The sequence below is a fragment of the Niallia sp. Marseille-Q9988 genome (genome assembly GCF_976954375.1).
The window spans coordinates 17,302-42,932 of record NZ_CDRJSZ010000011.1 but is presented as its reverse complement, the minus strand read 5'-3'; the positions used below and the strand labels follow the sequence as shown (position 1 = coordinate 42,932).

18 protein-coding genes, 1 tRNA gene and 2 pseudogenes are annotated in these 25,631 nt (G+C 35.5%); 6 read left to right on the top strand and 15 right to left on the bottom strand.

Features of this window, described 5'->3' with window-relative positions:
• Positions 1 to 100: 100 nt before the first annotated feature.
• Genes galT through ACWNMZ_RS18820 form a run of 3 tightly spaced genes read right to left on the bottom strand, consistent with a single transcriptional unit; the run spans position 101 to position 3,861 of the window.
• Complete coding sequence (gene galT, locus ACWNMZ_RS18830; RefSeq protein ID WP_031536824.1) at positions 101 to 1,630, bottom strand: UDP-glucose--hexose-1-phosphate uridylyltransferase; 1,530 nt, start codon at positions 1,628 to 1,630, stop codon at positions 101 to 103.
• Between the two features lie 34 nt (positions 1,631 to 1,664).
• A complete protein-coding gene (gene galE / locus ACWNMZ_RS18825; protein ID WP_031536823.1) occupies positions 1,665 to 2,657 on the bottom strand; it encodes a UDP-glucose 4-epimerase GalE in 993 nt (330 codons plus the stop codon).
• A gap of 28 nt (positions 2,658 to 2,685) precedes the next feature.
• Positions 2,686 to 3,861 carry a galactokinase gene (locus ACWNMZ_RS18820; RefSeq protein ID WP_031536822.1) on the bottom strand — a complete coding sequence of 392 codons (1,176 nt, stop codon included), beginning with the start codon at positions 3,859 to 3,861 and terminating at the stop codon, positions 2,686 to 2,688.
• 248 nt (positions 3,862 to 4,109) lie between these two features.
• Here ACWNMZ_RS18820 and ACWNMZ_RS18815 point away from each other — a divergent pair, with 248 nt between their 5' ends.
• Positions 4,110 to 4,979, top strand: a complete 870-nt coding sequence (locus ACWNMZ_RS18815) for an AraC family transcriptional regulator (protein ID WP_031536821.1) — start codon at positions 4,110 to 4,112, stop codon at positions 4,977 to 4,979.
• Positions 4,980 to 4,982: 3 nt separating this feature from the next.
• Here the strand turns inward: ACWNMZ_RS18815 and ACWNMZ_RS18810 are convergent, their stop codons facing one another.
• Positions 4,983 to 5,234: a hypothetical protein gene (locus ACWNMZ_RS18810; protein ID WP_031536820.1), complete on the bottom strand. Its 252-nt coding sequence runs from the start codon at positions 5,232 to 5,234 to the stop codon at positions 4,983 to 4,985.
• 274 nt (positions 5,235 to 5,508) lie between these two features.
• Here ACWNMZ_RS18810 and gntK point away from each other — a divergent pair, with 274 nt between their 5' ends.
• On the top strand, positions 5,509 to 7,053 hold the full coding sequence (gntK, locus tag ACWNMZ_RS18805) for a gluconokinase (protein ID WP_031536819.1): 1,545 nt from the start codon (positions 5,509 to 5,511) through the stop codon (positions 7,051 to 7,053).
• 460 nt (positions 7,054 to 7,513) lie between these two features.
• Here gntK and ACWNMZ_RS18800 read toward each other — a convergent pair whose 3' ends face one another.
• The gene (locus ACWNMZ_RS18800) at positions 7,514 to 8,548 is read right to left on the bottom strand and encodes a C45 family autoproteolytic acyltransferase/hydolase (RefSeq protein ID WP_031536818.1); all 1,035 of its coding nucleotides are present in this window, start codon (positions 8,546 to 8,548) and stop codon (positions 7,514 to 7,516) included.
• 173 nt (positions 8,549 to 8,721) lie between these two features.
• Positions 8,722 to 9,618 carry a phosphogluconate dehydrogenase (NAD(+)-dependent, decarboxylating) gene (gene gnd / locus ACWNMZ_RS18795; protein WP_031536817.1) on the bottom strand — a complete coding sequence of 299 codons (897 nt, stop codon included), beginning with the start codon at positions 9,616 to 9,618 and terminating at the stop codon, positions 8,722 to 8,724.
• Positions 9,619 to 9,798: 180 nt separating this feature from the next.
• Between gnd and ACWNMZ_RS18790 the strand changes: the two genes are divergently transcribed.
• Entirely contained in the window at positions 9,799 to 10,644 is an 846-nt protein-coding gene (locus ACWNMZ_RS18790; RefSeq protein WP_031536815.1) for a MurR/RpiR family transcriptional regulator, read from the top strand.
• 100 nt (positions 10,645 to 10,744) lie between these two features.
• On the opposite strand, the gene ACWNMZ_RS18785 is transcribed toward ACWNMZ_RS18790, so the two are convergent.
• Positions 10,745 to 11,794 (bottom strand): C45 family autoproteolytic acyltransferase/hydolase, encoded by a 1,050-nt coding sequence (locus tag ACWNMZ_RS18785; protein ID WP_449598782.1) that lies wholly within the window; start codon positions 11,792 to 11,794, stop codon positions 10,745 to 10,747.
• Positions 11,795 to 11,989: 195 nt separating this feature from the next.
• On the opposite strand from ACWNMZ_RS18785, the gene ACWNMZ_RS18780 reads away from it, so the two are divergent.
• On the top strand, positions 11,990 to 13,333 hold the full coding sequence (locus tag ACWNMZ_RS18780; RefSeq protein ID WP_449598781.1) for an ISLre2 family transposase: 1,344 nt from the start codon (positions 11,990 to 11,992) through the stop codon (positions 13,331 to 13,333).
• A gap of 474 nt (positions 13,334 to 13,807) precedes the next feature.
• Here ACWNMZ_RS18780 and ACWNMZ_RS18775 read toward each other — a convergent pair whose 3' ends face one another.
• Complete coding sequence (locus ACWNMZ_RS18775) at positions 13,808 to 15,139, bottom strand: GntT/GntP/DsdX family permease (RefSeq protein WP_251629385.1); 1,332 nt, start codon at positions 15,137 to 15,139, stop codon at positions 13,808 to 13,810.
• A gap of 427 nt (positions 15,140 to 15,566) precedes the next feature.
• Here ACWNMZ_RS18775 and ACWNMZ_RS18770 point away from each other — a divergent pair, with 427 nt between their 5' ends.
• Entirely contained in the window at positions 15,567 to 15,794 is a 228-nt protein-coding gene (locus tag ACWNMZ_RS18770; protein ID WP_449598780.1) for a hypothetical protein, read from the top strand.
• Between the two features lie 203 nt (positions 15,795 to 15,997).
• Here ACWNMZ_RS18770 and ACWNMZ_RS18765 read toward each other — a convergent pair.
• Positions 15,998 to 16,069: transfer RNA gene (locus tag ACWNMZ_RS18765), tRNA-Val, on the bottom strand.
• Positions 16,070 to 16,172: 103 nt separating this feature from the next.
• On the bottom strand, positions 16,173 to 16,700 hold the full coding sequence (gene ssuE, locus ACWNMZ_RS18760) for an NADPH-dependent FMN reductase (RefSeq protein WP_031536811.1): 528 nt from the start codon (positions 16,698 to 16,700) through the stop codon (positions 16,173 to 16,175).
• A 273-nt stretch (positions 16,701 to 16,973) separates the two neighbouring features.
• Between ssuE and ACWNMZ_RS18755 the strand changes: the two genes are divergently transcribed.
• Complete coding sequence (locus ACWNMZ_RS18755; RefSeq protein ID WP_031536810.1) at positions 16,974 to 17,504, top strand: DoxX family protein; 531 nt, start codon at positions 16,974 to 16,976, stop codon at positions 17,502 to 17,504.
• 45 nt (positions 17,505 to 17,549) lie between these two features.
• On the opposite strand, the gene nrdG is transcribed toward ACWNMZ_RS18755, so the two are convergent.
• The 5 genes and pseudogenes from nrdG to nrdD (ACWNMZ_RS18730) all read right to left on the bottom strand — a co-directional run.
• Positions 17,550 to 18,038: an anaerobic ribonucleoside-triphosphate reductase activating protein gene (gene nrdG / locus ACWNMZ_RS18750; RefSeq protein ID WP_031536809.1), complete on the bottom strand. Its 489-nt coding sequence runs from the start codon at positions 18,036 to 18,038 to the stop codon at positions 17,550 to 17,552.
• 278 nt (positions 18,039 to 18,316) lie between these two features.
• Positions 18,317 to 20,245: a group II intron reverse transcriptase/maturase gene (gene ltrA / locus ACWNMZ_RS18745; RefSeq protein WP_449598779.1), complete on the bottom strand. Its 1,929-nt coding sequence runs from the start codon at positions 20,243 to 20,245 to the stop codon at positions 18,317 to 18,319.
• A gap of 735 nt (positions 20,246 to 20,980) precedes the next feature.
• Positions 20,981 to 22,207, bottom strand: a pseudogene (gene nrdD / locus ACWNMZ_RS18740) (anaerobic ribonucleoside-triphosphate reductase); the annotation flags it as partial.
• Positions 22,208 to 22,295: 88 nt separating this feature from the next.
• Complete coding sequence (gene ltrA / locus ACWNMZ_RS18735) at positions 22,296 to 24,155, bottom strand: group II intron reverse transcriptase/maturase (protein ID WP_031536806.1); 1,860 nt, start codon at positions 24,153 to 24,155, stop codon at positions 22,296 to 22,298.
• 692 nt (positions 24,156 to 24,847) lie between these two features.
• A pseudogene (gene nrdD, locus ACWNMZ_RS18730) lies at positions 24,848 to 25,423 on the bottom strand (anaerobic ribonucleoside-triphosphate reductase); the annotation flags it as partial.
• Positions 25,424 to 25,631: the final 208 nt, after the last annotated feature.

Sequence of the window (25,631 nt, the reverse complement as noted above, 5' to 3'; positions counted from 1 at the left end):
TTGATCCTAGTCGTCCACTCGCTTTCCATCAGGCGAGCGGGCGACTATCCAAAATTCTAATTTCCTTCTTTAAAAACGGGAAGGAAATAGTCCATTATTTTCACTTTGTTTTTTGCAATGTTGCTACAAATCGTTGAAATGCTTTCTTTCCTTTGTCATCTCTTTTAAATACACCTGCATGATGCAAAATGGTCTCAAACACTATCCCTATTTCTTTTTGTAAGATGGAGTGTACATTTTTTCTTGTCATTTGCGGATTTTTTTCTTTAACAACCTTTGCCCAATTTAGATGTTTTATAATAGCAGGCTCGTCTTTGATGTTCACTTCGAAATCTGCTTGTAAAATTTTGTCTGCAAGCATGCTCATCTCTTCTTTTAAGCGACCTGGCAAGACTGCTAAGCCCATCACTTCAATGAGACCGATATTTTCCTGTTTAATTGCATGGACTTCCTCATGTGGATGAAAGATGCCATGTGGATGCTCTTCACATGTGCGGTTATTGCGGAGCACTAAGTCTATTTCAAAGAATCCATTTCGCATTCTAGCAATCGGTGTAATCGTGTTATGGCGAGTATCTGCTGTGTATGCAATAATATCTACCGTTTCATCACTATAACCCATCCATTGTTTTAATATATAATCAGATGCCTCTACTAATTCTTGTCTATCTGTTCCTTGTAATCGAAGAACAGACATCGGCCATTTGACAATACCTGCTTGAATAGAAGGAAACCGGTCCATTGTAAACGCTGTTTCTACTTCCGCCTTTGCCATCGGAAATTCATGAAATCCTCCTTGAAAATGCTCATGGGTCAAAATCGATCCTCCAACAATTGGTAGGTCTGCATTGGAACCTATAAAATAATGAGGGTATTGTTTGACAAAGCCTAGTAATCTAGCAAATGTATGTTTAGAAATTGTCATTGGTTCATGCTTCTCGGAAAAACATATAGCATGTTCCTTGTAATACACATATGGCGAAAACTGCAGAAACCACTGTTCCTCTTCTAACGTTACAGGTATAATGCGATGATTTTGTCTTGCAGGATGATTTACTCTTCCCGCATAACCAGCATTTTCTTTACATAGCAAACATTTTGGATAGGAGCCTTGCTTTACTTTTTTGGCAGCTGCAATTTCTTTCGGATCTTTCTCTGGTTTTGATAAATTAATCGTAATCTCTAAATCCCCATAACCCGTTTGTGCCAGCCATTCTTCATTTTTGGCAATTCGATCGGTTCGGATATAATCCACCTTTTTCGAAAAATCATAAAACCAGCTCGTTGCTTGCTCTGCTCCCTTTTCTTTATAAAGCCTTTCAAATCTATTATTTATTTCAGATGGCAATGGAACAAAGCAACCCATTAATTTTGTATCCAATAAATCGCGGTAGGTAATCGTCGACTCTAGTAAGCGATTATTTTCTGCTGCCCAATCTAAAATTTCATCTAAAATAATTCGCAAATCTGTATCTGCTACTTCATTTTTTTCAGATGGAACAAAATCATCCAATTCTAGTATTTCGAGTAATTTATTTCGTACTACATCTATATCCCATTTATTTAATAACCCTGATTTTAGTCCATAATGAAGCAATTGTTCTACATGATGATAAATAGTTGTTGTCATCTACTATTGCTCCTTTCTTCTTAGTCATTCCCCATTATCTATCTTGATAGCCTTCTGGATTTTCCTGGAACCATCTCCATGCACTACCAATCATTTTTTCTAAAGAAGTATACTGTGGATTCCAGCCTAATTCTTCTTTTGCCTTTTCTGAAGAAGCAACTAATCGGGCAGGATCTCCTGCTCTTCTAGGTGCAAGCACAGTTGGGATAGGATGGCCGGTTACCTTTCTTGCTGCTTCCATTACCTCTTTCACAGTAAATCCAGTTCCGCTACCTAAATTGTATATCCCACTTGTCCCCTCTTTTTCCAATTTATCCAAAGCAAGTATATGAGCATTCGCTAAATCAGTGACATGAATATAATCTCTTATACATGTTCCGTCATGCGTATCATAATCATCGCCAAAGATGCTAATTGCTTCTCTACTTCCTAATGCCACTTGTAAAATAATCGGAATCAGATGTGTTTCAGGAAAATGATCTTCTCCTAATTTACCATCCATATGTGCTCCTGCAACATTAAAGTATCTTAGAGCAACAAAATGAATCCCATACGCCTCTTCCGTCCACTTTAACATTTTCTCAATCGCAAGCTTTGTCTCACCATATGGATTCGTCGGAGTAGTAGGATCACTTTCTTGTATCGGAAAATTCTTCGCTTCCCCATACGTTGCAGCAGTTGACGAGAATACCATTTTCTTCACACCATTTGACTGCATTGCCTTTAAAAGCGACATCGCACCATATACATTATTGTCATAGTACTTCAATGGATTGTTTACACTTTCTCCTACTAAGGAGTCGGCAGCAAAATGGACAACCGCATCAATCGAATGTTTCTTAAACACAGCATCTAGGAATTGTGCATCTCGCAAATCACCAATATAAAGTGCTGCATTTTCTAATACGGCTGCTTTATGTCCTGTTTGGAGATTATCGACAACAACTACTTCTTCCCCTCTGTCTAATAGTTCAGACACCATATGACTTCCAATATACCCAGCACCACCACATACTAGAATTGCCATTTCTTACTCCTCCTCTTATTATTAGCTTCTATTCTTCCACCATTTCTTTTGCACCATCACCAACTTGAACAACATAAAAGTCTGCCTTTAATCCTGTCTGCTCCTCGTATTTCGCCCCTACCGTTTCGATGAAGGCATCAATATATTTGTTGTTCACAATGCTGATTGTACAACCACCAAAGCCTGCACCTGTCATACGAGAACCTATGACACCTTCTTGTTCCCATGCTGCCTCCACTAAAGCATCCAATTCTTTCCCAGTAACTTCATAATCATCCCTTAAGGAGACATGGGATGCGTTCATCAATTGTCCAAATCCCGCAATATCGCCTTCTTGTAGTTTCTTTACCGCCATAATTGTTCTGGCATTTTCATATACAGCATGCTTTGCTCTTAATCGATCAATATCTTGCTTAATGAAATGAGCATTTGCATCAAATTCCTCCTTAGTTAACTCTCCAAGCGAACGAATATCTAGCTCTTCTTGCAAGTCTTTTAGTGCTCTCTCACATTCCCCTCGTCTCTCATTATATTTAGAATCAGCAAGCCCCCTGCGCTTATTGGTATTTGCAATAATTAGCGACGCATCCTCTAAATCGAGTGGACTGTAGGTATAATCAAGCGTATCGCAATCTAGTAAAATGGCATGTTTTTCTTTTCCCATTCCAATTGCGAATTGATCCATGATGCCACAGCTTACACCAATAAACTCATTCTCTGCCTGCTGACACATTTTCACTAGCGAAATTCGATCAATCGCAAAAGAGTAGAGCTCATTTATCATGATAGCTGTTACTACTTCAATAGAAGCAGAGGACGATAGGCCCGCACCATTTGGTATTGCTCCTTCATATAAAACATCAAATCCAGAATCTAGTTTATATCCATGTTGTGCAAGTATTGCAATAACTCCTTTTGGGTAATTCGCCCAATCATCTCCTTGATCGTAGACTAGATTATCTAAGGATATCTTTATCACACCTAAATTGGAAAAATTGGTAGAATAGAAGTGAATCATTCTATCATATCTTTTTCGAACAATTGCTGTTGTTCCAATGGATAAGGCACAAGGAAAGACATGCCCTCCATTATAATCTGTATGTTCTCCTATTAAATTCACACGTCCTGGTGCAAAAAAAGTACGTATTCTTGTTTCCCCTTCGTTAAAAATATCAGTAAAAGTTGTATATAGGTTATTTGCCATTTGTGTCTCTCCTTTATATATGAACGATTATTTTCCCTCTCGTTATCAATAATTTATTGAACCGTTTACATTTTTATTTTATGCTTCAAACCGTTCTCTCTCAATGGTAAAATAAGAAAGGGAAAAGGGTAATATTTTGCTATTCAGCAGAAAAATTTCTGATAAAATTAATATTAGCTCAAATTACCATTCATCTATACAGGCAAGTATCTACCTATGTTATCTCGACTTAGAAAGGGGCTTTCTCATTGCCTAAAAAAGATAATAATGTATTTGCATACAGATTTACGGAAAAAATTACAAAAGAGGTTGCCCAAATTTGGTCGATTGGATGGGAAAATCAAACATCTTATCTTTATAATTGGAAAGGAAAAAAGCGTAAAGAGGATAGCATGTATATTTTCCAATATACTATTTCTGGAATGGGAGCAATTGAAGTTGGAGGAAAAGATCATCGATTAACCGCTGGAAAAGCATTTCTGATTGATATTTCAGAGGAATACAGATATTATCTACCACAAAATAGCGAGCAATGGGAATTCATTTTTATTACTTTATATGGGGAATCGGTAAAAAAATGCTGGCATTCCTTCACAGAGAATAATCAATTCATTATCCAATTAGCTTCTGATTCTAGACCCATACAGCAGCTTCTTCACATTTATCAATTAGCAAATGAGAAGAATATAACGAATGCGTACCAAGCATCTAGTCTTGCTTATTCCTTTATAATGGAAGTGTATCAATACAAGAAGAATATGGGAGACATTCCATTGCCTGAAAGTATATTAAATGCAACATTATTTGCGCAAAATCACTATGATAAACCAATTGGTCCTGATGATATGGCTGAGGCAGCCAAACTTTCCCGCTTCCATTTTACCCGTTTATTTAAAAAAGTGCTTGGGATTACACCTATCCAATACTTAACAAATATCCGGATAATAAAAGGGGCAGAGCTATTATATCAAACCAAATATTCCATTGAGGATATTTCCGTTCAGGTAGGCTTTGCAAATGCAAACTATTTTACGAAGGTGTTTCGAAAATCAACGGGCATGACACCTGGAGAATTTCGAAAGAAGAATATTCGTCCAAGCGAAGATATTCTTCTTTAATACTTATTTTTCATCAAACATTTCCAGGCTGAACATTCCTTTTTCATAAATGAAGTTCAGTTTCTTCCCTGGTGTTAGCATATTTTCCAGAATATCTTTTGAAGCTTGGAGAGCAATAGACATTCGATTAAACTGTTCTTGCTCCTCTTCTTGCAATGTATCCGAATTTTGACATAAAATTGCTTCCAGTTGGTTTTGATAATGGAGTATTTGATTATAAATAGTCTCATACATCGTTTCCATTTCGTTATTCATTCAAACAGCTCCTTACACTTAGGATGGTTTCATCTTAGCATATTTTTGCTTTGTTTTTACACTATTTAGAGCAAAAATGTATAGCTAACCCTTATATATAGACAATCAAATTCAACCAGCCTCTAAAGGAAAGCAAATTAATTTAAAATAATACATGAAAACAGTTTCAAAATTAATATATATCCTTTAAAATATAGATAAAGAAATTTTTTTCTATATAAAATGTTTTCTATGAAATATTTTTTACACTTTTCCATATAAAGGAGTTTTTATAATGAGTTCAACATCCCTATATTTAGGTGTAGACATTGGCACAACAAGTACAAAATCTGTTCTATTTGCTGAAGCTGGCAAAGTCTTAAGCATGCATCATGTAGAATATCCACTACACAGCCCTGCACCTGCAATTGCCGAACAGGATCCTGAACAAATTTTTCAGGCTGTATTAGAAACAATGAGTACAGCTATTCAAAAAGCCAAAGTGGATGCAAAGAACCTAAAATTAGTTTCCTTCAGCTCTGCCATGCATAGCGTTATTGCATTAGGCGAAAATGGAAAACCATTAACACGCTGTATTACGTGGGCAGATAGCCGTGCTTCTACTTGGGCGAAAAAAATCAAAGAGGAGCATAATGGCTTAGACATATATCGCAGAACGGGAACACCAATTCACCCTATGTCTCCTTTAGCCAAATTAACATGGCTAAGAAATGATCAACCAGACATTTTTACAAAAGCAACTAAATTTATTGGCATAAAGGAATATATATTCTATCGCTTATTTGATGAGTTTGTTATCGATTATTCTATTGCTTCTGCGACTGGAATGTTTAATCTTGAACAGTTAAATTGGGATCAGGAAGCTTTAGAAGTTGCTGGTGTAACTCCTGAGCAGTTGGCGAAGCCAGTTCCTACTACTCATTATTTAACAGGGCTTAAGGATAAATATGCTAAAGAGATTGGAATTCCTGCAGAAACTCCATTTGTTGTTGGGGCAAGTGATGGTGTTCTTTCTAATCTGGGAGTAAATGCTATTGACCCTGGTGTAGTTGCAGTGACAATTGGTACAAGCGGAGCGATTCGGACTGTAACCGATAAACCAGTCACAGATCCTAAAGGAAGAATCTTTTGCTATTGCTTAACAGAAGATCACTGGGTAGTTGGCGGACCTGTTAATAATGGTGGAATGACTTTCCGTTGGGTTCGTGATGAATTGGCCTCTTCGGAAGTTGAAACGGCAAAAAGACTTGGAATTGATCCATATGAAGTTTTAACAAAGATTGCTTCCCGGGTCACACCTGGTGCGGATGGTTTATTATTCCATCCATATCTAGCTGGAGAAAGAGCGCCTTTGTGGAATTCCAATGCAAGAGGATCTTTCTTTGGACTCGGATTACATCATAAAAAAGAACATATGGTAAGAGCTGTATTAGAGGGAGTTATCTTAAATCTTTATACGGTTATGCTTGCCCTTCAAGAAGTTATTGGAGCACCAAAGCAAATTCAAGCAACAGGTGGATTTGCCCGTTCTGAACTATGGAGACAAATGATGGCAGATATTTTTGATCAAGAAGTAGTCGTTCCAGAAAGCTTTGAAAGCTCTTGTCTTGGTGCTATCGTTTTAGGCATGTATGCATTAGGGGAAATTGACGACTTTTCCATTATGAAACAATTAGTCGGTAGTACACATTCCCATCAGCCAATTCAAGAAAATGTTGACATTTATCAAGATTTAACAGCTATTTATATCCGTATATCTCGAGCATTAGAGCAAGAATATGATGCAATCGCATCGTTTCAAAATAAATGGGTGAAATAACCTTTGAAAAAGATGTCTACAGTTAGTAAGTAGCTAAAGGAACTGGGAGAAAAGATTACATTGTAGTCTTTTCTCTTACAATATTATTTGTACACCAAATGACATGGCAAAACGCTCGGACCTCCAATCATTTTGCCGTTTTTTTACATGCTACTCACCTAAAAAAAGGCACAATATCCTTATGAGGTTCCATGTGCTAGTTCGTTTATGTGTCTTTCTCTTCTACTCCCATATTTTATTCATTAATAATACGGGTATAATTCAATCTATTGTTGAAAATTAAAGATCTTCAATTAATAGTTTCATTGCTAATCCACTAAACTCCGATAGTTATGAGTCCCTTCTTTTTAATTGAACTACCCGTCAACTTCTAGATTAATCCTTCTTAAACTTAATTACGATATAAATAAAAAAGCCTTATCCCTTATATATCAAGGTTTTAGACATTAACTAGCATACATCATTTAAACGAATTACTTTTCTCGATTAAACCAGTCATTTTATTGCTGGCAATATCTTTCCCATTCACCCAATTATTAAAATTAAAATCCAAAGCTTCCTTCCCTTGAGCTATAGAAGTAATAATTCTCGATTTATTAAAGGAATAGGAAAAGGTATGAAGTGTTCCAAATAGGTTTTCATAATCTGTAAAAAATACAGGGGAGCGTTTATTTGCGAAAATTTTAAACATCTCGTCTTGTGTTAGTTTATCTCCATAAAATGATTGTAAATAATTATTTCTTTTGATCGAACCATCAATAGATAATCTATTTTTTTCTTGGAGTTCCTGCGTTTGAAAATGATTAACACATGATAAAAGGGAATCATCATTTCTGATACAAATTTTTTCCGGGGTTGCTTCAATAACCGCAATGTTGCCTTTTTTATCACCCAAGGAAAAATTATAACACGCTGAATGCGGTAATTCTTTTAGCAGAGCAAATGCATCATCGACTGTGGAGCAAGTATCCAATGCCATCCTGATTGCTGTCCAAGGTGAAATACCTTTTGTATATCCATTATAACTTACAAAGTTTAGTCCCATTACTAATCCTTCCTGATTAGCTCCATCGTGTCTCCCTAAAATTTGGAGATTATATCCTGCTGTGGCAAGTGCTGTCTTTGATTGGACTAAACTAAAAATACCATCATAAAAATCGGGGGAAAAATCATAGTTCCTAACATAATATTGATCTGTAAGTATAGCCGTGCACCCCATCGCATCTATCTTTGGAACATCATAACCACTAAACATGGATGCAGCTCTAATAGATGAAATTCCCAATCCTTGTGCTAGTCCTTCCAACTCTTCTAGTAGATGGGGAGTATAGGATGAAAATATGGAGCGCATATTTTTATAGTCAATGTCATGCTCGAAAATCTTATTCCACATCGGAACAAGAGAACTATCCAGTATGTGCTGTCCTGTTTTCATCCCAATATTAAAAGAACTATCTTCTCTAATTTGAACTATCTTCACCTCAAATTTCTTCATAACTAGTACCTCCAACTTTTAGTTCTGGTTTATTTTCATATGAATCTCACCTCCATGATACTTGCAATTAAAGATAATTTCCTGTCAATGGCTGCTCTTTTTAGTCTGTTCTAGTTGTCCATTTTTTCAAAAAAGTCCTTCAGCAAAACATACTTGCTAAAGGACTTTTCGTTTTATTTAGATTCTACACTATGGCCGCCAAATTCATTTCGTAAAGACGCAACAACTTTACCTGAAAATGTATCTTCATCTAATGAACGATAGCGCATCATTAAAGATAATGCTGTAACTGGCATAGCCGTTTGTAAATCTAATGCTGTTTCCAGTGTCCATTTTCCTTCACCAGAAGAATGCATTACACCTTTAATACCTTCAAGCTTTGGATCTTTAGAAAAAGCATTTTGCGTTAATTCCATTAACCAAGAACGAATGACAGAACCGTTATTCCAAACCTTTGCCACACCTTCGTTATCAAAATCATACTCACTTTTTTCCAGTAGCTCAAAACCTTCTGCAATGGATTGCATCATGCCATACTCAATTCCATTATGAACCATTTTCAGAAAATGGCCGCTTCCAGATACACCAGCATACGTATAGCCATTTTCCACACATAAATCCTTAAACAATTCTTCAACCTTATCAAATATTTCTTTATTGCCGCCAATCATCATACAAGCGCCATTTCGAGCCCCGTCTACACCGCCACTTGTACCAACATCTAAATAGAAAACGCCAAGTTCTTCTAAATCAAGCCCTCTTCTTTTCGAGTCTTTATAATGAGAATTACCACCATCAATAATAATATCCCCTGTTTCCACATACTTCTTTACTTCGCACAACACATTTTCTGTCACTTCTCCGGCAGGAACCATTAGCCAAATTACTCTTGGTGTAGGCAGATTTTTCACTAAATCCTCAATTGTATTTACTCCTGTTACATTTTTATGAGAAATTTCTTTTACAGCGCTTTCATTTATATCAAAAGCTGTTACACTATACTTATGATCCACCATATTTAAAGCTAAGTTATATCCCATTTTTCCTAAACCAATAAGACCGATGTTCATTCGTTATTCTCTCCTTTTGAAAAAATATTTCTCTATATAAATTATTATACGAAATTTTTTTCGAAAATAATACCCCTTTACGAATATTTTTCGAAAAAAAATGTTATAATAAGAAAAATTTTTTCAAGAGACTAATTGTGTTATACTACAACTATATTAATTTGGAAAGGATAGAAGTCTATGGCGCAAAATTGTCTTGGGAAAATTCGTTCCTATTACGCTAGACTAAGTGAAAAAGAAAAAAAAATCGCTGATTACATTCTTGAGAATCCTGAAAAAATCATTCATTCCACCATCAATGAATTAGCAGAAGATTTAGGCGTTGCGGACGCAACGGTTTTTCGGTTCTGTAAGCGGATTGGTTTTAAAGGCTATCAAGCAATGAAAATAGCTTTAGCTTCTGAAGTAATTGAACCAATTCAGCAAATTCATGAGGAAATTAGCGAAAATGATAGTGTCAAAACCGTTACTGAAAAAGTATTTAAATCCAATGTACGAACACTTGAAAATACATTGGAAATACTAAACGGCCATTCTATTCAAAAAGCAGTTGAATTATTATTACATGCAAAACGAGTAGAGTTTTATGGTACAGGTGGTTCAGCTGTTATTGCAATGGATGCTTTCCATAAATTTGTACGAACTGGAATTAAAGCGTTTTCATTCATAGACTCTCATTTTCAGCTAATGTCTTCTTCTCAACTATCAGAACAGGACGTCGCTGTCATTATTTCACACTCTGGTACTAACAAAGATACTATTAGCATAATGAAAACAGCTAAAAGTAATGGTGCTAAAACCATTGGAATTACTGGGTATCCCAGATCACCAATCGGTCAGAATTCAGATGTAGCTCTATTCACAAGCTCTGAGGAAACGGAATACCGTTCGGAAGCTTTATCTTCAAGAATTGGTCAGCTTAGTTTAATTGATGCATTATATGTAAATGTGATGATTTTAAATAAAAATATTGCAAATCAATCATTAGAAAGAATCAGAAATGCTATATCTGATACAAGAATATAAGGAAACGAACGATTCTTACTACTTACGTGTTTTAACAAAGCTAAAAAAGGGAGTTAGTTATGGTTAATCCATAATTAGCTCCCTTTATCTATTCAAACTATTATAATATCTCCATATTAATAAAAGGAGTATCAAATTCAAGCTGTCCTTTAATTCTTTTTAAATTTAGTTTTTCTCCCTTCAAAAAGGAATCCAAATCAATGATTAGAGGCATTCGATCACTACCAATCGCAAACCATGCTTTTTTCTCATGAGGGAGATATGCTGCGGTGTGAAGCGTTCCAGACCAAGCATTATACTTATTTGAAAACACTTCTTTATCCTTATCATTCAATATGCGAAAAGCTTCATATACATTGGAATAACTGCCTTGTTGTCCTTCTATTATCTGCTTTCTTCTTATGGAGTCATCCATTTGATATTGGTTTTCTTCCTTTAAGATTTCGAAATGATTGGTACTTATATTCGATTTTCTAGCAATAACTGACCTTGGAGTTGCTTCTACCACGTATGCTTCTCCACAATTGTCTAATAATACATAGCTAAAAGAAGTTCGATGAGGAATTTCCTTTAATAAAGCAATTGATTCTTCCACATTTGCACATGTTTCTAAGATTATTCGACCAATCATATTACATATAAAACCATCCCCAGAACCAACTCGATTAATAAAATTATAGCCCATCACTAGACCTTTTTCATTCATGCCATCGATTCTTCCAGTTATTTGCATAGATGGACCAATAACAGCATAACCCGTATCAGTTGGCTGATATATCATGTAACGCCCTTCGTATGAACCAGGATGACTATCATAGTTTCTAATTAAGTAATTCGATCCTGCTAAGATCGAACAGCCACTTCTTGCATATTCGACGTAATGGCCACCAAATTCCCTTAATGCATCTTCGAGTTTCCAGTGGAGAGCGTCTGCTAGGCCATTGATTTCTGCTAGCATTCCCGGAATAAACTTATTAAGAAGCTGGATGGATTCTTTTTCATTTATGGTAAAATAACGTTTCCGCTTTGATGTCCAATGCTTTATTCGATTAGGCAAAATAGGAGATTCCTTCAATAATTGTCCTTGCATATATCCAAAATCATAATGATTTCCACGAAATTGAATGAAATCACTATATACTTGTTTCATCAACATTTCCGTATGAGTAAAATGTTTGTGGGAGAATAAATATCCTTTTTGTCTAGTTGGGGGACGAGTCCCCCAACTAGACAAAAAGGCCACCAAGCGAGAGCGCGGTAGCTGGAAAAAATTAAGCATTAAAAAAGAGAGCTTCCTTTTGTAAAGTAGAATTTGACTAGAAAACTACGAAAAGGAGAGGCTCTCATGAATCAATGTAACACAAAAATGCCATCATTAAAAGAATTGGAAAAAACTTTATTTCGAACACTACAAATGACGTTTCAAGAAATTCTTGTTCAAACATTAGAAAATTGGGATCAAGAGATTGCTCAGCAACGAGACAAAAGAAGATTTGCTTTACGAGATAAACGAGAAATACGAGTAGATACAGCGTTTGGAGCTGTGGAGCTGAAGCGTAATTATTATTTCGATCGTGTGACCAAAAAATATATTTGTCTATTAGATCACTATTTACAGTTTCAGGGGAATAAGGGATTTAGTCCACTACTAGAAGAATGGGGGTTAGAACTAGCGACGAATGGCTCCTCCTATCGAAAGGCGGTGGAAACGTTCGAACAATTTTTAGGCTATTCGGCGATGAGCCATGAAGCATTACGGCAACATCTTCTTCAAACAAACGTACTTCCCGCTAAGGAAAAACGCCCTTTTCAAAAGGTATTGTTCGTCGAAGTAGATGGATTATATGTGAAGAGCCAAGAAAAGAAAAAGCGTGGATGGGAGTTGAAATTCGCCGCTGTACACGAGGGATGGAAAGAAAACGGAAAGCGAGTCAGGCTCCGAAATAAAAGGCATTTTCTTTATGAAGGAAAAGAACCCTTTTGGGAAGCCTTTGAAACGTTCTTACAGAATCATTATGCGTATGATCCTACCCAAACCTTGCTTATTATTAATGGCGATGGAGCAGGCTGGATAACGGCATGTCGAGAGTATTTTCGGGAACGCGCCTTTTTCACCATGGATCGTTTTCATGTCGCTCGTTCGATGAAGCAACTAATGAAGAGCCATCCTCGATACCGCTACATGAAAAGAGCGTTAAAAAACTACCAGGTAGAAACATTACTTCTAGAGTTGAATAGCGCAGTAGGAACAATGGATACACCAGAAGAAGAAGAAAAACTAGAGCATTTCCTCGGCTTTTTAACGCATCATCAGGAAACCATAAAAGATTACCGTAGTTGGTTACAGGAAAAAGGTGTGGACACGACAGCGTATCGTCCAATGGGAAGTGCAGAGGCGATGATGAATCAATTAGCCAAACGATTAAAAAATGGAAGAGCATGGAGCAAAAAAGGGGTCATGAGCATGGCGCGCTTGTGGATTGGATTGAAGGATGACCTATCCATCCAAACGATATATGGGAAATGGGAAAAAGAAAAAAGCCTAAATACATCAAAGAAAGAACATCGACCGAAAAGAAAAATACCCACAAAATTAGTAACAGAAACCGTGCGTCAGAACATACCATACTTAAATCAAGCGATTGGAAAACCCGTTCACTTTGCCTTACAGGGATTAAAAGGTTTTTAAAAAAGAAAAAAACGAAATTTTGATGAAAGAAAACATTTAGAAAACGGATACAAAATTAGAAGTTTTACTTTATAAAAAGGGAGCTAAAAAAAACTCCCACAAAAACTTGACTCAATCAACATTTCCCCTTTAATTGCTTCCATATGGAGAATATAACTATACTATATTTTTAGAGAATAACAAGTAAATTGCTTTTGGTAAATGTTTTTTCGAAATTGAGATATCTGTTTGCTTAAAATAAAAGAATATTTTAAATTTAAACTAAAAACATTTCCTGTTAATTAACATAAAGAGGGTACTCATCGCTCGCCCAATAGAAAGCATAGTGTTTTCATGTTGCGGATTAACACAGACTTTTATTGAAACCTTCTTTAAAACAAAAACACGAACAATTATACATGTTTTGTATAACTGTTCGTGTTTATCACTAGCGGGAATACTTATATTCCAGCTTCTTCCACTATAGGGATTCTATTAAACAATTAAATCTAATATTAACACTCCTGCAAATGCGACGAATGATAATACCGTTTCTAGAACTGTCCAAGTTTTAAATGTTTCTTCTACTGTTAACCCAAGGTATTCTTTTACCATCCAGAATCCAGCGTCATTTACATGAGAGAACATTAGAGAACCTGCACCTGTTGCGATAACTAACAGCTCCACATTTACTCCTGACATTCCAGCAATAATTGGGGAAACAATTCCTGCAGCTGTCGTTAAAGCAACTGTTGCTGAACCTGTAGCTATTCGAATTAATCCAGCAATTATGAAAGCTAATACTAGTGGTGATAAAGATAAGCTTTCCGACATTGTTCCAATCGTACTCCCTACTCCACTATCAATCAACACCTGTTTGAACGCTCCACCTGCTCCAATGATTAATAAAATGGAACCAACTGGTAAAAAACAGTCTTCTGTAAATTTTTTAATACTATCTTTATTCATTCCTTGACGTATACCAAGGAAATAGAAGGCAAAGAATACAGCAATTAATAGTGCTAATAATGGACTACCTAGAAAGGCAAGTACATTTCTTACTCCTTCTGAAAAGATCGTCAAATAAGGTGCAGCTGTTCCAATTATCATTAAAATAACAGGTAATAAAATAGATAAAAATGATACGCCAGTACTTGGCAATTTATCTTCTGCTATTGGTTCTGCAGTGATAAGAGAAGATTCTCCCTTTGGAAAAACACGCTTATTAATCCACTTCGCAAATAATGGTCCACCAATGATTCCAGCAGGTAACGCAATAATCAGTGAATATAATAATACAGTTCCTAAATTAGCATCAAAAATTCCGATTGCCGCAATCGCACCAGGGTGTGGCGGAACAAGGCCATGGACGATTGACAATCCAGCAATACCAGGCAATGCTATCAATAGAATATTCTTCTTTGTTGCTTTTTGAATAGATATAACTAATGGCAATAATATTAAAATACCAACCTCAAAAAATACGGGAATTCCGATAATAAAGCCAGAGAAAAACATTGCCCATGGTAATTTCTTTTCCCCAAAAACGTTTACAAAAAAGTTAGCAATTTTTAATCCTGCTCCAGATTCTGAAAGCATTTTCCCCAAAATAGTCCCTAATGCTAATATTCCTACTAAGTGACCTAACACGCCGCCTACACCAGTTTCATAAGCGCTTACAATCTTATCAAAAGATAATCCTGAAAAAATGGCTAGAAATAAACTTGCTACTGTTAAACTGATAAAAGCATGCCACTTTAATAGTGAAACTCCTAAAATAACAATAACTATGGAAAGTAATGCAATAATTAATAAATAGGCATCCATCTTTGTACCCCTTTTCCCTTACGTTTGAAAGTGTTTTCATTTGATGTTTTTATTATACGAAAAATTTTTTCTTTTATCAACCCATTATTAAAGAAAATTTTTTATTCTTAATATTTCTGAAAAATTGAGTTTTCTACTTTTCATTCTTTTCACCTTTCAAGTGGGGGAACTTTAAAAAAATTTCATTAAAGACTAAAGAATACCACCGCCTATTTCGCCATATATAATGGAGAATCAACTTATATACTACTAGCTGCTAAGCTAATTGATGGCACTAGTTAAGACTATATAAACGGCTGAAGAATCTTCGAGTGCACCAAAATTTTTTTGATGCTTTTTAATTACAACAATTACCTATTTCATATTGGACAACCAACTAATGAAAGGATTTTACATATTATAAAGGAAAAATGAAGGAGGTTCACTTATGCAGCCAACGGTCATTACAGGACTTAACGGCGTGATTTATCAAAACTTTCCTCAGCCAGCATATGGAGCTTGGAATCAACAGCTGTTAGGAAATAAAGATAATTATTACTACATGATTGGAGGTCAACTTTATAAGATTGCTCCAAGACCACAAGGGGCACAAGCATATTATCCATATTTAGGTCCCAATGTTCCTTTGAATAGAAGCAAAAGACAGTGGTATTAATTTTAAATTCCTTTTACCAAAAGATATTTAATTATTTCTGTTTTCTACATTACTTAATAAAAAATATTAGGTAGTCACTTTCGTTTAAATTGACATAGAATTACTTAAGAGTATGAGTGGAATAAAAGAACTTATTCCGTCTGTAAACATACAAAAAGCTCAAACCACTTAGTAAAAAGAGATTTGAGCTTTCCTGAAATGTATGACCTGTACTGGGTTCGAACCAGTGACCCCTTGCCTGTCAAGCAAGTGCTCTCCCACTGAGCTAACAAGTCATGTTAATTAGTATTTTTCATCTTAAGCCTATCATACCATGTCCTCTCTCCATTTTCTATAAAAAATAAAAAAGTGACGGCATCTCCATCACTTTTTTAACCCTTATTGCATTTCTCCAAGCAGCTGTTCTAATTGATTGGTAATCCTGTTTCCTGAATCTTCATCTAATAAATAGGTTTGATTGACTTGCTTTGTAATTTGATTATCGGTAACATAGGCTCCTGTTAAGATATTGGTTGCACCTAAATTTGCTAACACAGGTTTCAATGCGTAATCTATTACTAATAAATGAGCATAGCTTCCTCCAAGCATTAAAGGAAGTATCGTTTTATTTCGAAGACTCTTTTGTGGCAATAGATCTAGAAATGTCTTAATGATGCCTGAATAAGAAGCCTGAAATACAGGTGATAGGACAATCACTCCATCACTTTGTTCTACGTTTTGTCTTGCTTCCTTAATTTCTTTATTCATAAAATCAGCGGTAATTAAGGCAGCGCTTGGCAATTCATGTACTTGTATGACGTGGACTTCAACCTTCTCTTTTTCTAAAAAGTCAGCAGTATATTGTAAGATACCTGTTAATCTTGAGTCTATTTTGTGTCCACCAGCTATGATGGTTACTTTCGTCATTGATGTCTCCCCTTTATAAAAATCTTCTATGTGAATAATAGTTTTTTTTCCTTGTGCAATTATTTTATCATGAATAACAGTTTATGTGCTTAAACCCTGTTTCTAAACAATTATGTTACATAAATCACTTTTCTTATCAAGAAAGTTCACATTTAAGACATATTCTTTTGAATGATTTGTGAATTGATTCACATTATTATTTTATTTTAATAAGTATTTGATATATTTAACTTGTAAATAATAAAAACGAAAAATAAGAAAAGGATGATTCTTATGTTTATCGGATTTTTAAGAGAAAATAAAATTGCAGCTGGCATTTTAACCATCATTCGTTTATTCCTTGGCTATTCTTGGTTTACTTCTGGATTTGGTAAACTTACTGGTGGGGGTTTTGATGCTTCTGGATTTTTAACAAATGCAGTTACTAACCCAGTCATGGGTCCAGATGGCGGAGCAGTCTATGGCTGGTACACTAGTTTTGTAGAAGGATTTGCATTACCGAATGTAGGTTTATTTAATGTTCTCGTTCCTATTGGAGAAACATTAGTCGGTCTTGGGTTAATTTTAGGTTGTTTCACAACTGCTGCAGCATTCTTTGGAGTATTAATGAATTTCTGTTTCTTGCTTGCTGGCACCATTTCTCATAACCCAACAGATATCTTATTGGGCATGATTATCATGATTGCTGGAGCAAATGCAGGATATTACGGTCTTGATCGCTGGGTACTGCCTTATGTTAGAAAAGCAATCTTTAAAAATGAAGATGATAACAAAGAATTGAATAAAAAACCTCGTTTGACATAAATGAAAGTGCACTTACTAAAATAGTAAGTGCCTTTCTTTTCTGTTCTATTCGCCATATAAAACCAGTTTATGCTGCTTTAAACTTCTTTGACAATCTATCACTCGTTGGTTTTTACTTCCTTTATAAAGGAGACTTAAATCTCTTTGTTCGATTAGAAACCGGCCATCAACTAAAACATCTAAATATATACTTAATTCCGCAAACTCTTCCTTAAATTCTGTCACTAGCTCTTCCCAGAGAAATCCTGTATAGCACCAAATATTTTTATTATTTTCTTTGCATTTTTTAGCTAATCGTATAAGTTCTCTTATTTGTAGCATTGGCTCTCCACCACTAAAGGTAATATCATTTAATGGATTTCGATTCAATTGACTCATCATTTCGTCAATTGACATCTCGATTCCTCCATCTATTCGCCAGCTCTCTGGATTATGACACCCTCTACAATAATGAGTACACCCCGCAAAAAAAATAGTAGTTCTTAATCCTGGACCATCGACAACACTATCTTCAACTATTGATAATACTCTCAACGATGTTTAACCCTTTCCCGCTCTTCTGCACGCTTAGCTGTATTCCAACGATCAAGTGATCCAACAAATAGCGATAGGTAAGTCTTTGGTTCCTCCTGTTGTCAGGTTTTCCTCCGTAAACAATCATTTCAGATTGAACTTTTCCCCCGCTCCACACCGTACGTGAACCTTTCAGCTCATACGGCGTTCCATCGTTTTCACATTCTATTTGTTTTAAACATTACTTACACACTTCGAAGAAGATATATTTCACTGTATATTCGTTTCTTTACCCAACGCTAAATTTCTTCTACAATACTTTCTACTTTGGCTATTAATCTTAATTTGTTCAGTTTTCTTAGCTGTTTCTCATTTAATCCCAATATCTTTAGATATTTATTAAGTGTCTCTTTTTTTGTTGCGTGAATTAGTTTATGCACTGTTTCTGAGACAATTAATAAATTCGAGTAGTTGTCACTGCCTCCATATTGTTTCGGAACCTTATGATGACAATGTATATCATGCGCTTCTAACAATTCATTTGTCACTGCACATTTTCCATATTGTGCAGCATACAATGATATTCTATTATCTGCGTATTCTATAGACTGACCCTTTACTGGATTTCGCATTAACCATCTTAGTACGCCCGTATCAAACTTTAAATTTTGATGTTTTAATGCTCTTCCTTCTTTTGTATATCTATTAATCTTTCGAGTTCTTGACATTGGGATTTTATTTGAAACAAAACCTATCGGAAGAATATAGTGATTTCTCAGATATCTTAATCTTCTAGATTTACCATACCATTTTAGAACACTTGACTTGTATATACCGCTATCTTTCATATTACCTTTTGGTTCTTTGCTTAAGCCTATTCTTGTTAGCCTATTCTTAAGCATATGACCTGTTCTCCATTCAATATTACGGCAATCTACTGATATATGTGTCGCTATACGATAATAATTATGAACACCCATTACTAATGCATTATATCTGCTTATTGCTTGATATTGTTTTTCTTTTTCTTGTGTGTTCTCAATTTTCTCGATTGCTTCTCTTATCTGTATTATGATTCTTTCCTTTGCCTTATCGCACATATAGGATCTAACAACCCATTTATTCTTTTTTGGGCTTAAGTGGACTTTTAGCTTATAACCAAGGAACTCTGAATATTTCTTACGAAGATTGACTATTTTCGATTTTTCTTTACATATGTCAAGTTTCAATCTTTCTTCTAGCCATTTCTTTGTTCCTTCAAAGGTTCTTATTGCTTCATTATAGCTTTTGCAAAAGATTTTAAAATCATCTGCATATCTTACTATAAATATTGGTTTTAACTTTGAGTCTTTTTTAAGCTTCGAATATTTTGCTGAGTTATCAACTGAACCATTTTTCCTTATATAAGGTTTGTATGGACTACGCATAGGAAAGCTTTCCCATTGTGATTCAATCCATTTATCTAGTTCATTTAATACTACATTTGCTAACAAAGGTGATAATATTCCACCTTGTGATGTTCCTTTTGTCGGATATATTACTTTTCCGTTTTCAAGTACCACAGGTGCTTTTAGCATTGCTTTAATTATTGATAACAACTTCTTATCTCTGACTCCTAGTGTCCAAAGTTGTTTTATTAATTTACTATGCCAAACATTATCAAAGAATCCTTTGATGTCCACATCTACCACGTAGTGCATGTTTGAATTTTGCATTAATTGCATAACTCTTGCTATTGCATTTTCAGCAGAACGGTCAGGTCTGAAACCATAGGAGTGATAATAAAATTTAGCTTCAACTATTGGTTCTATTACTTGCTTTATACATTGCTGTACAATGCGGTCAATAATGGTTGGTATTCCTAAAAGTCTTTTCTTACCATCCCTTTTTGGTATTTCTACCCTTCTTACTGTATTTGGTCGGTAATTACTGAACTTTCTATTGATTAATTTTAAGTAGTCTTCTTCATTTAGCTTTGATAAGTCATCAATTGTTCTACCATCTATTCCTGGAGTATTGCTTCCGTCATTCTTCTTTATATTTCTATATGCCAACATTATGTTCTCTGGTGTTGTTATCAACTCAATTAAACTGTTGAAATTTTTTCCTTTTGTGCTATCTTCATATAATCTATCAAATGTTGTTTGCATATCGTAATATTCCGAGTGACGTATTTGACTTATCTTCGGTAACTTCTTTTTCAGTGTTTTATTCTGCTTCGAAGTCAACACAGGCATCCCTCCTTTATTGGATGGATTTTCTTTGTCATACTCGAAGCTGTGTTTATAATGTTTTCAATTTAAAATGTAAATACGACTTGAGGCTATCCCTCCATGGATTATTATCTCCACTTCAACGGTACTATGCCTCTGCTCTCACCAAGATTAAAGATAGTTATATCCTTATGAATTTCCTATCTAACGCTTCACTAGCCTACAACTGCCTCAACGTTCTTGGCTTTCCACGTTCCAACAATCCTATCATTTAAGTTCCTTAGGTGCTTCCTTTGAGCCTGATTGCTTGACATCGCCTTTAACGATGTAAGGATTTTCGTGGTTACCGTGCTACTCATCCTCACAATCTCCAATTACCATGGAGCCATACATTTCTGTATGGTATCACTAAGACCCTTTCATTCGGAAGTTCGTCAGTACCTTTCTTATGAAGCTTGTACATTCTCACCATAGAACTTGACACCCGACCTATCATTTACAACCTCCACCTCTGGAGATATTTCCTCATCAAACTTATATTGTTTATGTTAGGGTAAACTTCAGTCGACTTCACCGAGCTTCTGACCAATCATTTGTTGTACGATTCTTAGCCAGTCGGAGTATCAGTGGGGACATTTCAGGGCGTTACTCCATCATTCTATCCCTTAGATTGTCAGTTCTCCAAAGTTTGTCTCATTACTTAATGTAATAATTCAACTTCGTGCTTAACCTTTTCAGTTAAGAACGTGTCACACGATATCCAGTAATTCTTCGTATCCGTTCAATCTTTGTCTCTTCCTTTTCTCCACACTTAGGACATTCGTTATCAATAATCCCTTTATAGCCACAGCTTATGCAACGATCCACTGGATGATTAATACTTCCATAGCCAATCCCTGATTCTTTCATTGTCCGGACGATTTTCTCCATCGCATCCATATTTTTACTAGCATCACCATCTAGTTCGACATATGTTATATGACCCGCATTCGTTAAAGAATGAAATGGTGCTTCCCGTTTAATTTTTTCATAAATAGATATTGGATAATAGACGGGGATATGAAAACTATTAGTAAAATAATCTCTATCCGTCACTCCTCTAATAATTCCAAACTTCTTTCTAGTTGCCCGTAATGCTTTTCCCGCAAAGGATTCCGCAGGTGTTGCAAGCAGTGAATAGTTCAGCTGATATTTTTCCATTGCTTGATCCGCTTTTTGGCGCATAAACTGAACAATGCGCAAACCAAGCTCATACGCCTTTTCGCTTTCTCCATGGTGAAAACCAAGCAAAGAAACTAAACACTCTGCTAAACCAACAAACCCAATCGATAATGTTCCTTGCTTTAAAAGTTCATCTAGTTGAGCATCCATCTGTAGCTCTTCTCCACCTTGCCAAACTCCTTGTCCATATAAAAATTTAAAATTTGCTACTTTTTTCTTTCCTTGGTAATGATATCTTTCTAGCAGTTGTTCAATAACCAAGTCTATCGTTTCATTCAATTTATAAAAAAACGATTCTATTGTATTGGACTCTAAGCCAAGCAAAGGGAGATTAATACTTGTGAAAGATAAATTCCCTCTTCCAATTGTTTGTTCCCTTCCATGGATATTTCCCATTACTCTTGTTCGGCATCCCATTGTTGCAACTTCTGAATGAGGAGTACCGTCATAATACGCTAAATTAAATGGCGCATCGATAAAAACAAAGTTAGGAAATAATCTTTTACTTGTTGTCTCAATTGCTAAACGAAATAAATCATAGTTTGGATCTTCTTTTTGATAATTTATTCCATCCTTCACTTTAAATACGATGATAGGAAAAATTGCCGTTTCGCCAGCACCAAGACCTGCTTGTGTTGCGAGTAGCAAGTTCTTTGTTAACATTCTTCCTTCCCTCGATAGATCTGTCCCTAAATTTACTGAAACAAATGGAGTCTGCCCCCCACCTCTTGAATAGTGATAGGTAACATTTTGAAGTTATCACCATGTTTTCCCCCACTCTACACCGTACGTGAACCTTTCAGCTCATACGGCGTGCCATCGAAATAGTAAAATCAAAAATTTACTAAAAGGTAATGTTGTAATTTCCCACTAGCTTTCGGAGTTCGTTAATCTTTTTCATTTCCTCCTCCTGAAGGCTATATCTCTTAATGAGACGCTTCTGTGTCCTGTCATTATTAGTGTGTACTAGCAAGTGAATATTGGTAAGGAGATATACTAGGTTACTGTATTCATCCGTTCCACCTTTTTGTCTTGGTATTTTATGATGACATTCCATATCATTGATTGTTAGTTCTAATCCTGTAACAAAACATCTACCGTGTTGAGCAGAATATAGCGAAATTCGGTTATCATTATATTCAATACTTCGATAGACTATAGGATTTTCCATAATATGTTTAAGGACGAATTGGTTAATATTGATTAATTTATCATGAACAAGCTTTCTACCTTCATCTGTATAATTGGATATTCTTCTATTAAATAAGGTTGGTCGCCTGAACTTGATACCTGAGATTGGATATAATGCAATTTTATGCATAAAGTATTGTTTTCGATGAGCATATTGACCATAGTGCTTTTTGTATGTTTCAGAAAAATGCCCTCGATGTGAAACACATTTTTTCCATCTCTGTTTTAATCTGTATAACGTATCGTTCTCAATGTCACTGAAGTCCCTGTTAACGTTGGTTGCAATACTGTAGTAGTTGTGCACCCCAATAATAAGTGAGTTTAGCTTATACACTTCTTTTGGAGTGTTGCTATTTTCTATTTCGTCTATTTTCTTACGTATCTCTGATTTAATTCGAATTTTCTCTTCGTCAACCATATGTGATTTGATAACGTAGCGTTTTTTCTTCCTTTGTACTTTAATCTTAATGCCAAGGAACTCTGTATAGTTTTTCTTAAGATTTACAATACTTGATTTCCTTTCGTTAACTTCTAAGTTTAACCTTTCCTTAAGCCAGTTGATAGTTGCAATATAAAGCTTTTTGGCATTTTCATAGCTATTAGTTAGGATTCGGAAGTCATCTGCATATCGGACGAAAAAGCACTGTTTTAATTTGGTTCCGTTTCTAAGTGCATTCAATTTATTTGAATTATTTTTGTAAGGTAAATTTTTAAAGTTCCCCTTACCATTTCCTCCACAGCGCTGTTTTGCAGGAAATTCAATCCATTGTGAAGCAATCCACCAGTCAAGCTCATTTAGTACAATGTTTGACAGAAGTGGGGAGAGGATTCCTCCCTGAGGTACACCTTTTGATGATTTTCCCTCATTTTTCATTTCTGCTTTTAACATTTTACTAATTATTGAGATTAACTTTTTGTCTTGAATGCCTAAGCTCCAAATTTGTTTTAGAAGTTTTCCGTGATTAACATTATCGAAAAATCCTTTAATATCGACATCTACAGAGTATAAACATTTGGAGGAGTGAACATAGCTGTAAAATTTTGCAATTGCGTGTTGAGTACTCCTATTTGGTCTGAAACCATAGCTTTCATTAAAGAATTTAGCTTCACAGATAGGTTCCAAGACTTGTTTTATACATTGTTGGATAAGCCTGTCTTCAATTGTCGGAATTCCTAAAGGACGTAAATCCCCATTTGGTTTAGGAATCAATTTCCTTTTTACTGTTTGTGGTTGATAGTTGTTAAGCCTTCTTCTAACGTAAGAGATGACGTCGTTAACATTTTCCACACCAATATCTAAGATAGTTCGTCTGTTCGTACCACTAGTTTTACTCCCTCTATTTTTCTTAATGTTTCTGTATGCTAGTTTGATATTTTCCTCGCTAATAATAATTTCATAGAGGTTTTTGAACACATTGCCTTCATTAGATTCGAGATATAGCTGGTCATAGACTTCCTGAATATTGTAATATTCATTGTACCGTAGACTTTTCTTCTTTTTAGCCATAGTCATAAGTCGGTGTTACCACCTCTCTTAGTCATACTCGAACCTTATGATTATTACAAAAGAACCATGATTTTACTATTTCGACTAGAGGCTATCCCTCCACCATGTTTCCATGGCTTCAAAGGTACTGTGCCTCCGCTCTCACTCGGATTTAATACGTTATAACAAATTGCTTTTGAACCGTATTTACGCCTCATTGGTGGTTAATCCTCTGCGTTCCGAGCTTTCCCCGTTCCGATATTCTTATCCTTTCATATACCCTTAGGTTCCATCTATGAGCCTGCTTGAACGTCATCACCTTTAATGATGAAGGGTGTTTCATAATGCACCATTTTACTAAACCCCTCAAGCACCTAACAATGTAGGCATATGCATTTCTACATATCACACTATAGACTCTTTAGGTCAATGGTTCGTCGGTGGTTTGCCAACCACATTCTAACCATAGGTATTTTATGGACTCCCGGCATATAGGCTACGCTATTCACCTCTGAATAGGTTTCGAATCAAAAAGATTTTCGGTTGCTCTCTGCCGACTTCACCGAGCTTCGTACCATCAAATGTTAACCCATTATCAGGCACGTCGGAGTATCAGAGGAAGCATTTCAAGGCGTTACCCTATCATTCTACTTCTCAGAATATCAGTTCTAACAATAAAAAATTGTTGTACCAGCTTTTCACTAGTAAACGGGTCACACATGCATCGAGTTACAATTATGTATAAATGCCTCACAAGCTTGGTAAGTTTCTCTTTCTGTCCATTTCCAAGCACTACGTTCCAACTCTTCACTGTCATCTATTAAGTCACTTAAACGAAGCTTATTTTGGCAGTATGTTTTATATACATATGGTGCTAGATCATAGTCTAACATTGGGATAGATTGTCCCCCGTGTTGCTGATTTTGGTTAGCTTGTAAAATGATGGACGTAAGCGCCATTGCACTCATAATAGATTTAGGCTCTCTCATAAACCCATGACCTGTATTAAACCCATTCTTTAAGATTTTTGCTAATGGGATTTGACAACAAGTTGTCGTACCAGAAGAAAAAAAATCAAGATCATGAATATGAATATATCCTTCTTGATGTGCCTCTCTCACCTCTTTCTTTAACAAATGCTCCATAGTATAATACTTGGAAGCAGTAGCAGCAAATTGCATCATATGACTCATCGGTGACATCCCATCAATATTTGCATTTTCTTGGATAAAGTCTTGATTATTGTTTTTCATTATTTCATCAAACTCACTTACTAATTGGACATTCTTGCCCATCTAACTCACTCCATTCATAAAGGAATCTTTACCCATTATAATGGCATTTCTTTTAATAAATCTATATATTGTGTTAAATTCACAAAATATACACAATATATAGATTAACTTAAGTTTCCCCTTCTGTGAACCTGACCTCCTACTATCCATGAAGAATTATTATTGATACACTATTGGTAAATTCAGTGACAAAGAAAGGATAAGGATA

Excerpts from the sequence above, each read along its gene's own strand:
- galT (WP_031536824.1), bottom strand. The coding sequence starts at position 1,630 with ATGACAACAACTATTTATCATCATGTAGAACAATTGCTTCATTATGGA.
- galE (WP_031536823.1), bottom strand. The coding sequence starts at position 2,657 with ATGGCAATTCTAGTATGTGGTGGTGCTGGGTATATTGGAAGTCATATG.
- ACWNMZ_RS18820 (WP_031536822.1), bottom strand. The coding sequence starts at position 3,861 with ATGGCAAATAACCTATATACAACTTTTACTGATATTTTTAACGAAGGG.
- ACWNMZ_RS18810 (WP_031536820.1), bottom strand. The coding sequence starts at position 5,234 with ATGAATAACGAAATGGAAACGATGTATGAGACTATTTATAATCAAATA.
- gntK (WP_031536819.1), top strand. The coding sequence starts at position 5,509 with ATGAGTTCAACATCCCTATATTTAGGTGTAGACATTGGCACAACAAGT.
- ACWNMZ_RS18800 (WP_031536818.1), bottom strand. The coding sequence starts at position 8,548 with ATGAAGAAATTTGAGGTGAAGATAGTTCAAATTAGAGAAGATAGTTCT.
- gnd (WP_031536817.1), bottom strand. The coding sequence starts at position 9,618 with ATGAACATCGGTCTTATTGGTTTAGGAAAAATGGGATATAACTTAGCT.
- ACWNMZ_RS18790 (WP_031536815.1), top strand. The coding sequence starts at position 9,799 with ATGGCGCAAAATTGTCTTGGGAAAATTCGTTCCTATTACGCTAGACTA.
- ACWNMZ_RS18785 (WP_449598782.1), bottom strand. The coding sequence starts at position 11,794 with ATGAAACAAGTATATAGTGATTTCATTCAATTTCGTGGAAATCATTAT.
- ACWNMZ_RS18780 (WP_449598781.1), top strand. The coding sequence starts at position 11,990 with ATGAATCAATGTAACACAAAAATGCCATCATTAAAAGAATTGGAAAAA.
- ACWNMZ_RS18775 (WP_251629385.1), bottom strand. The coding sequence starts at position 15,139 with ATGGATGCCTATTTATTAATTATTGCATTACTTTCCATAGTTATTGTT.
- ACWNMZ_RS18770 (WP_449598780.1), top strand. The coding sequence starts at position 15,567 with ATGCAGCCAACGGTCATTACAGGACTTAACGGCGTGATTTATCAAAAC.
- ssuE (WP_031536811.1), bottom strand. The coding sequence starts at position 16,700 with ATGACGAAAGTAACCATCATAGCTGGTGGACACAAAATAGACTCAAGA.
- ACWNMZ_RS18755 (WP_031536810.1), top strand. The coding sequence starts at position 16,974 with ATGTTTATCGGATTTTTAAGAGAAAATAAAATTGCAGCTGGCATTTTA.
- ltrA (WP_031536806.1), bottom strand. The coding sequence starts at position 24,155 with ATGACTATGGCTAAAAAGAAGAAAAGTCTACGGTACAATGAATATTAC.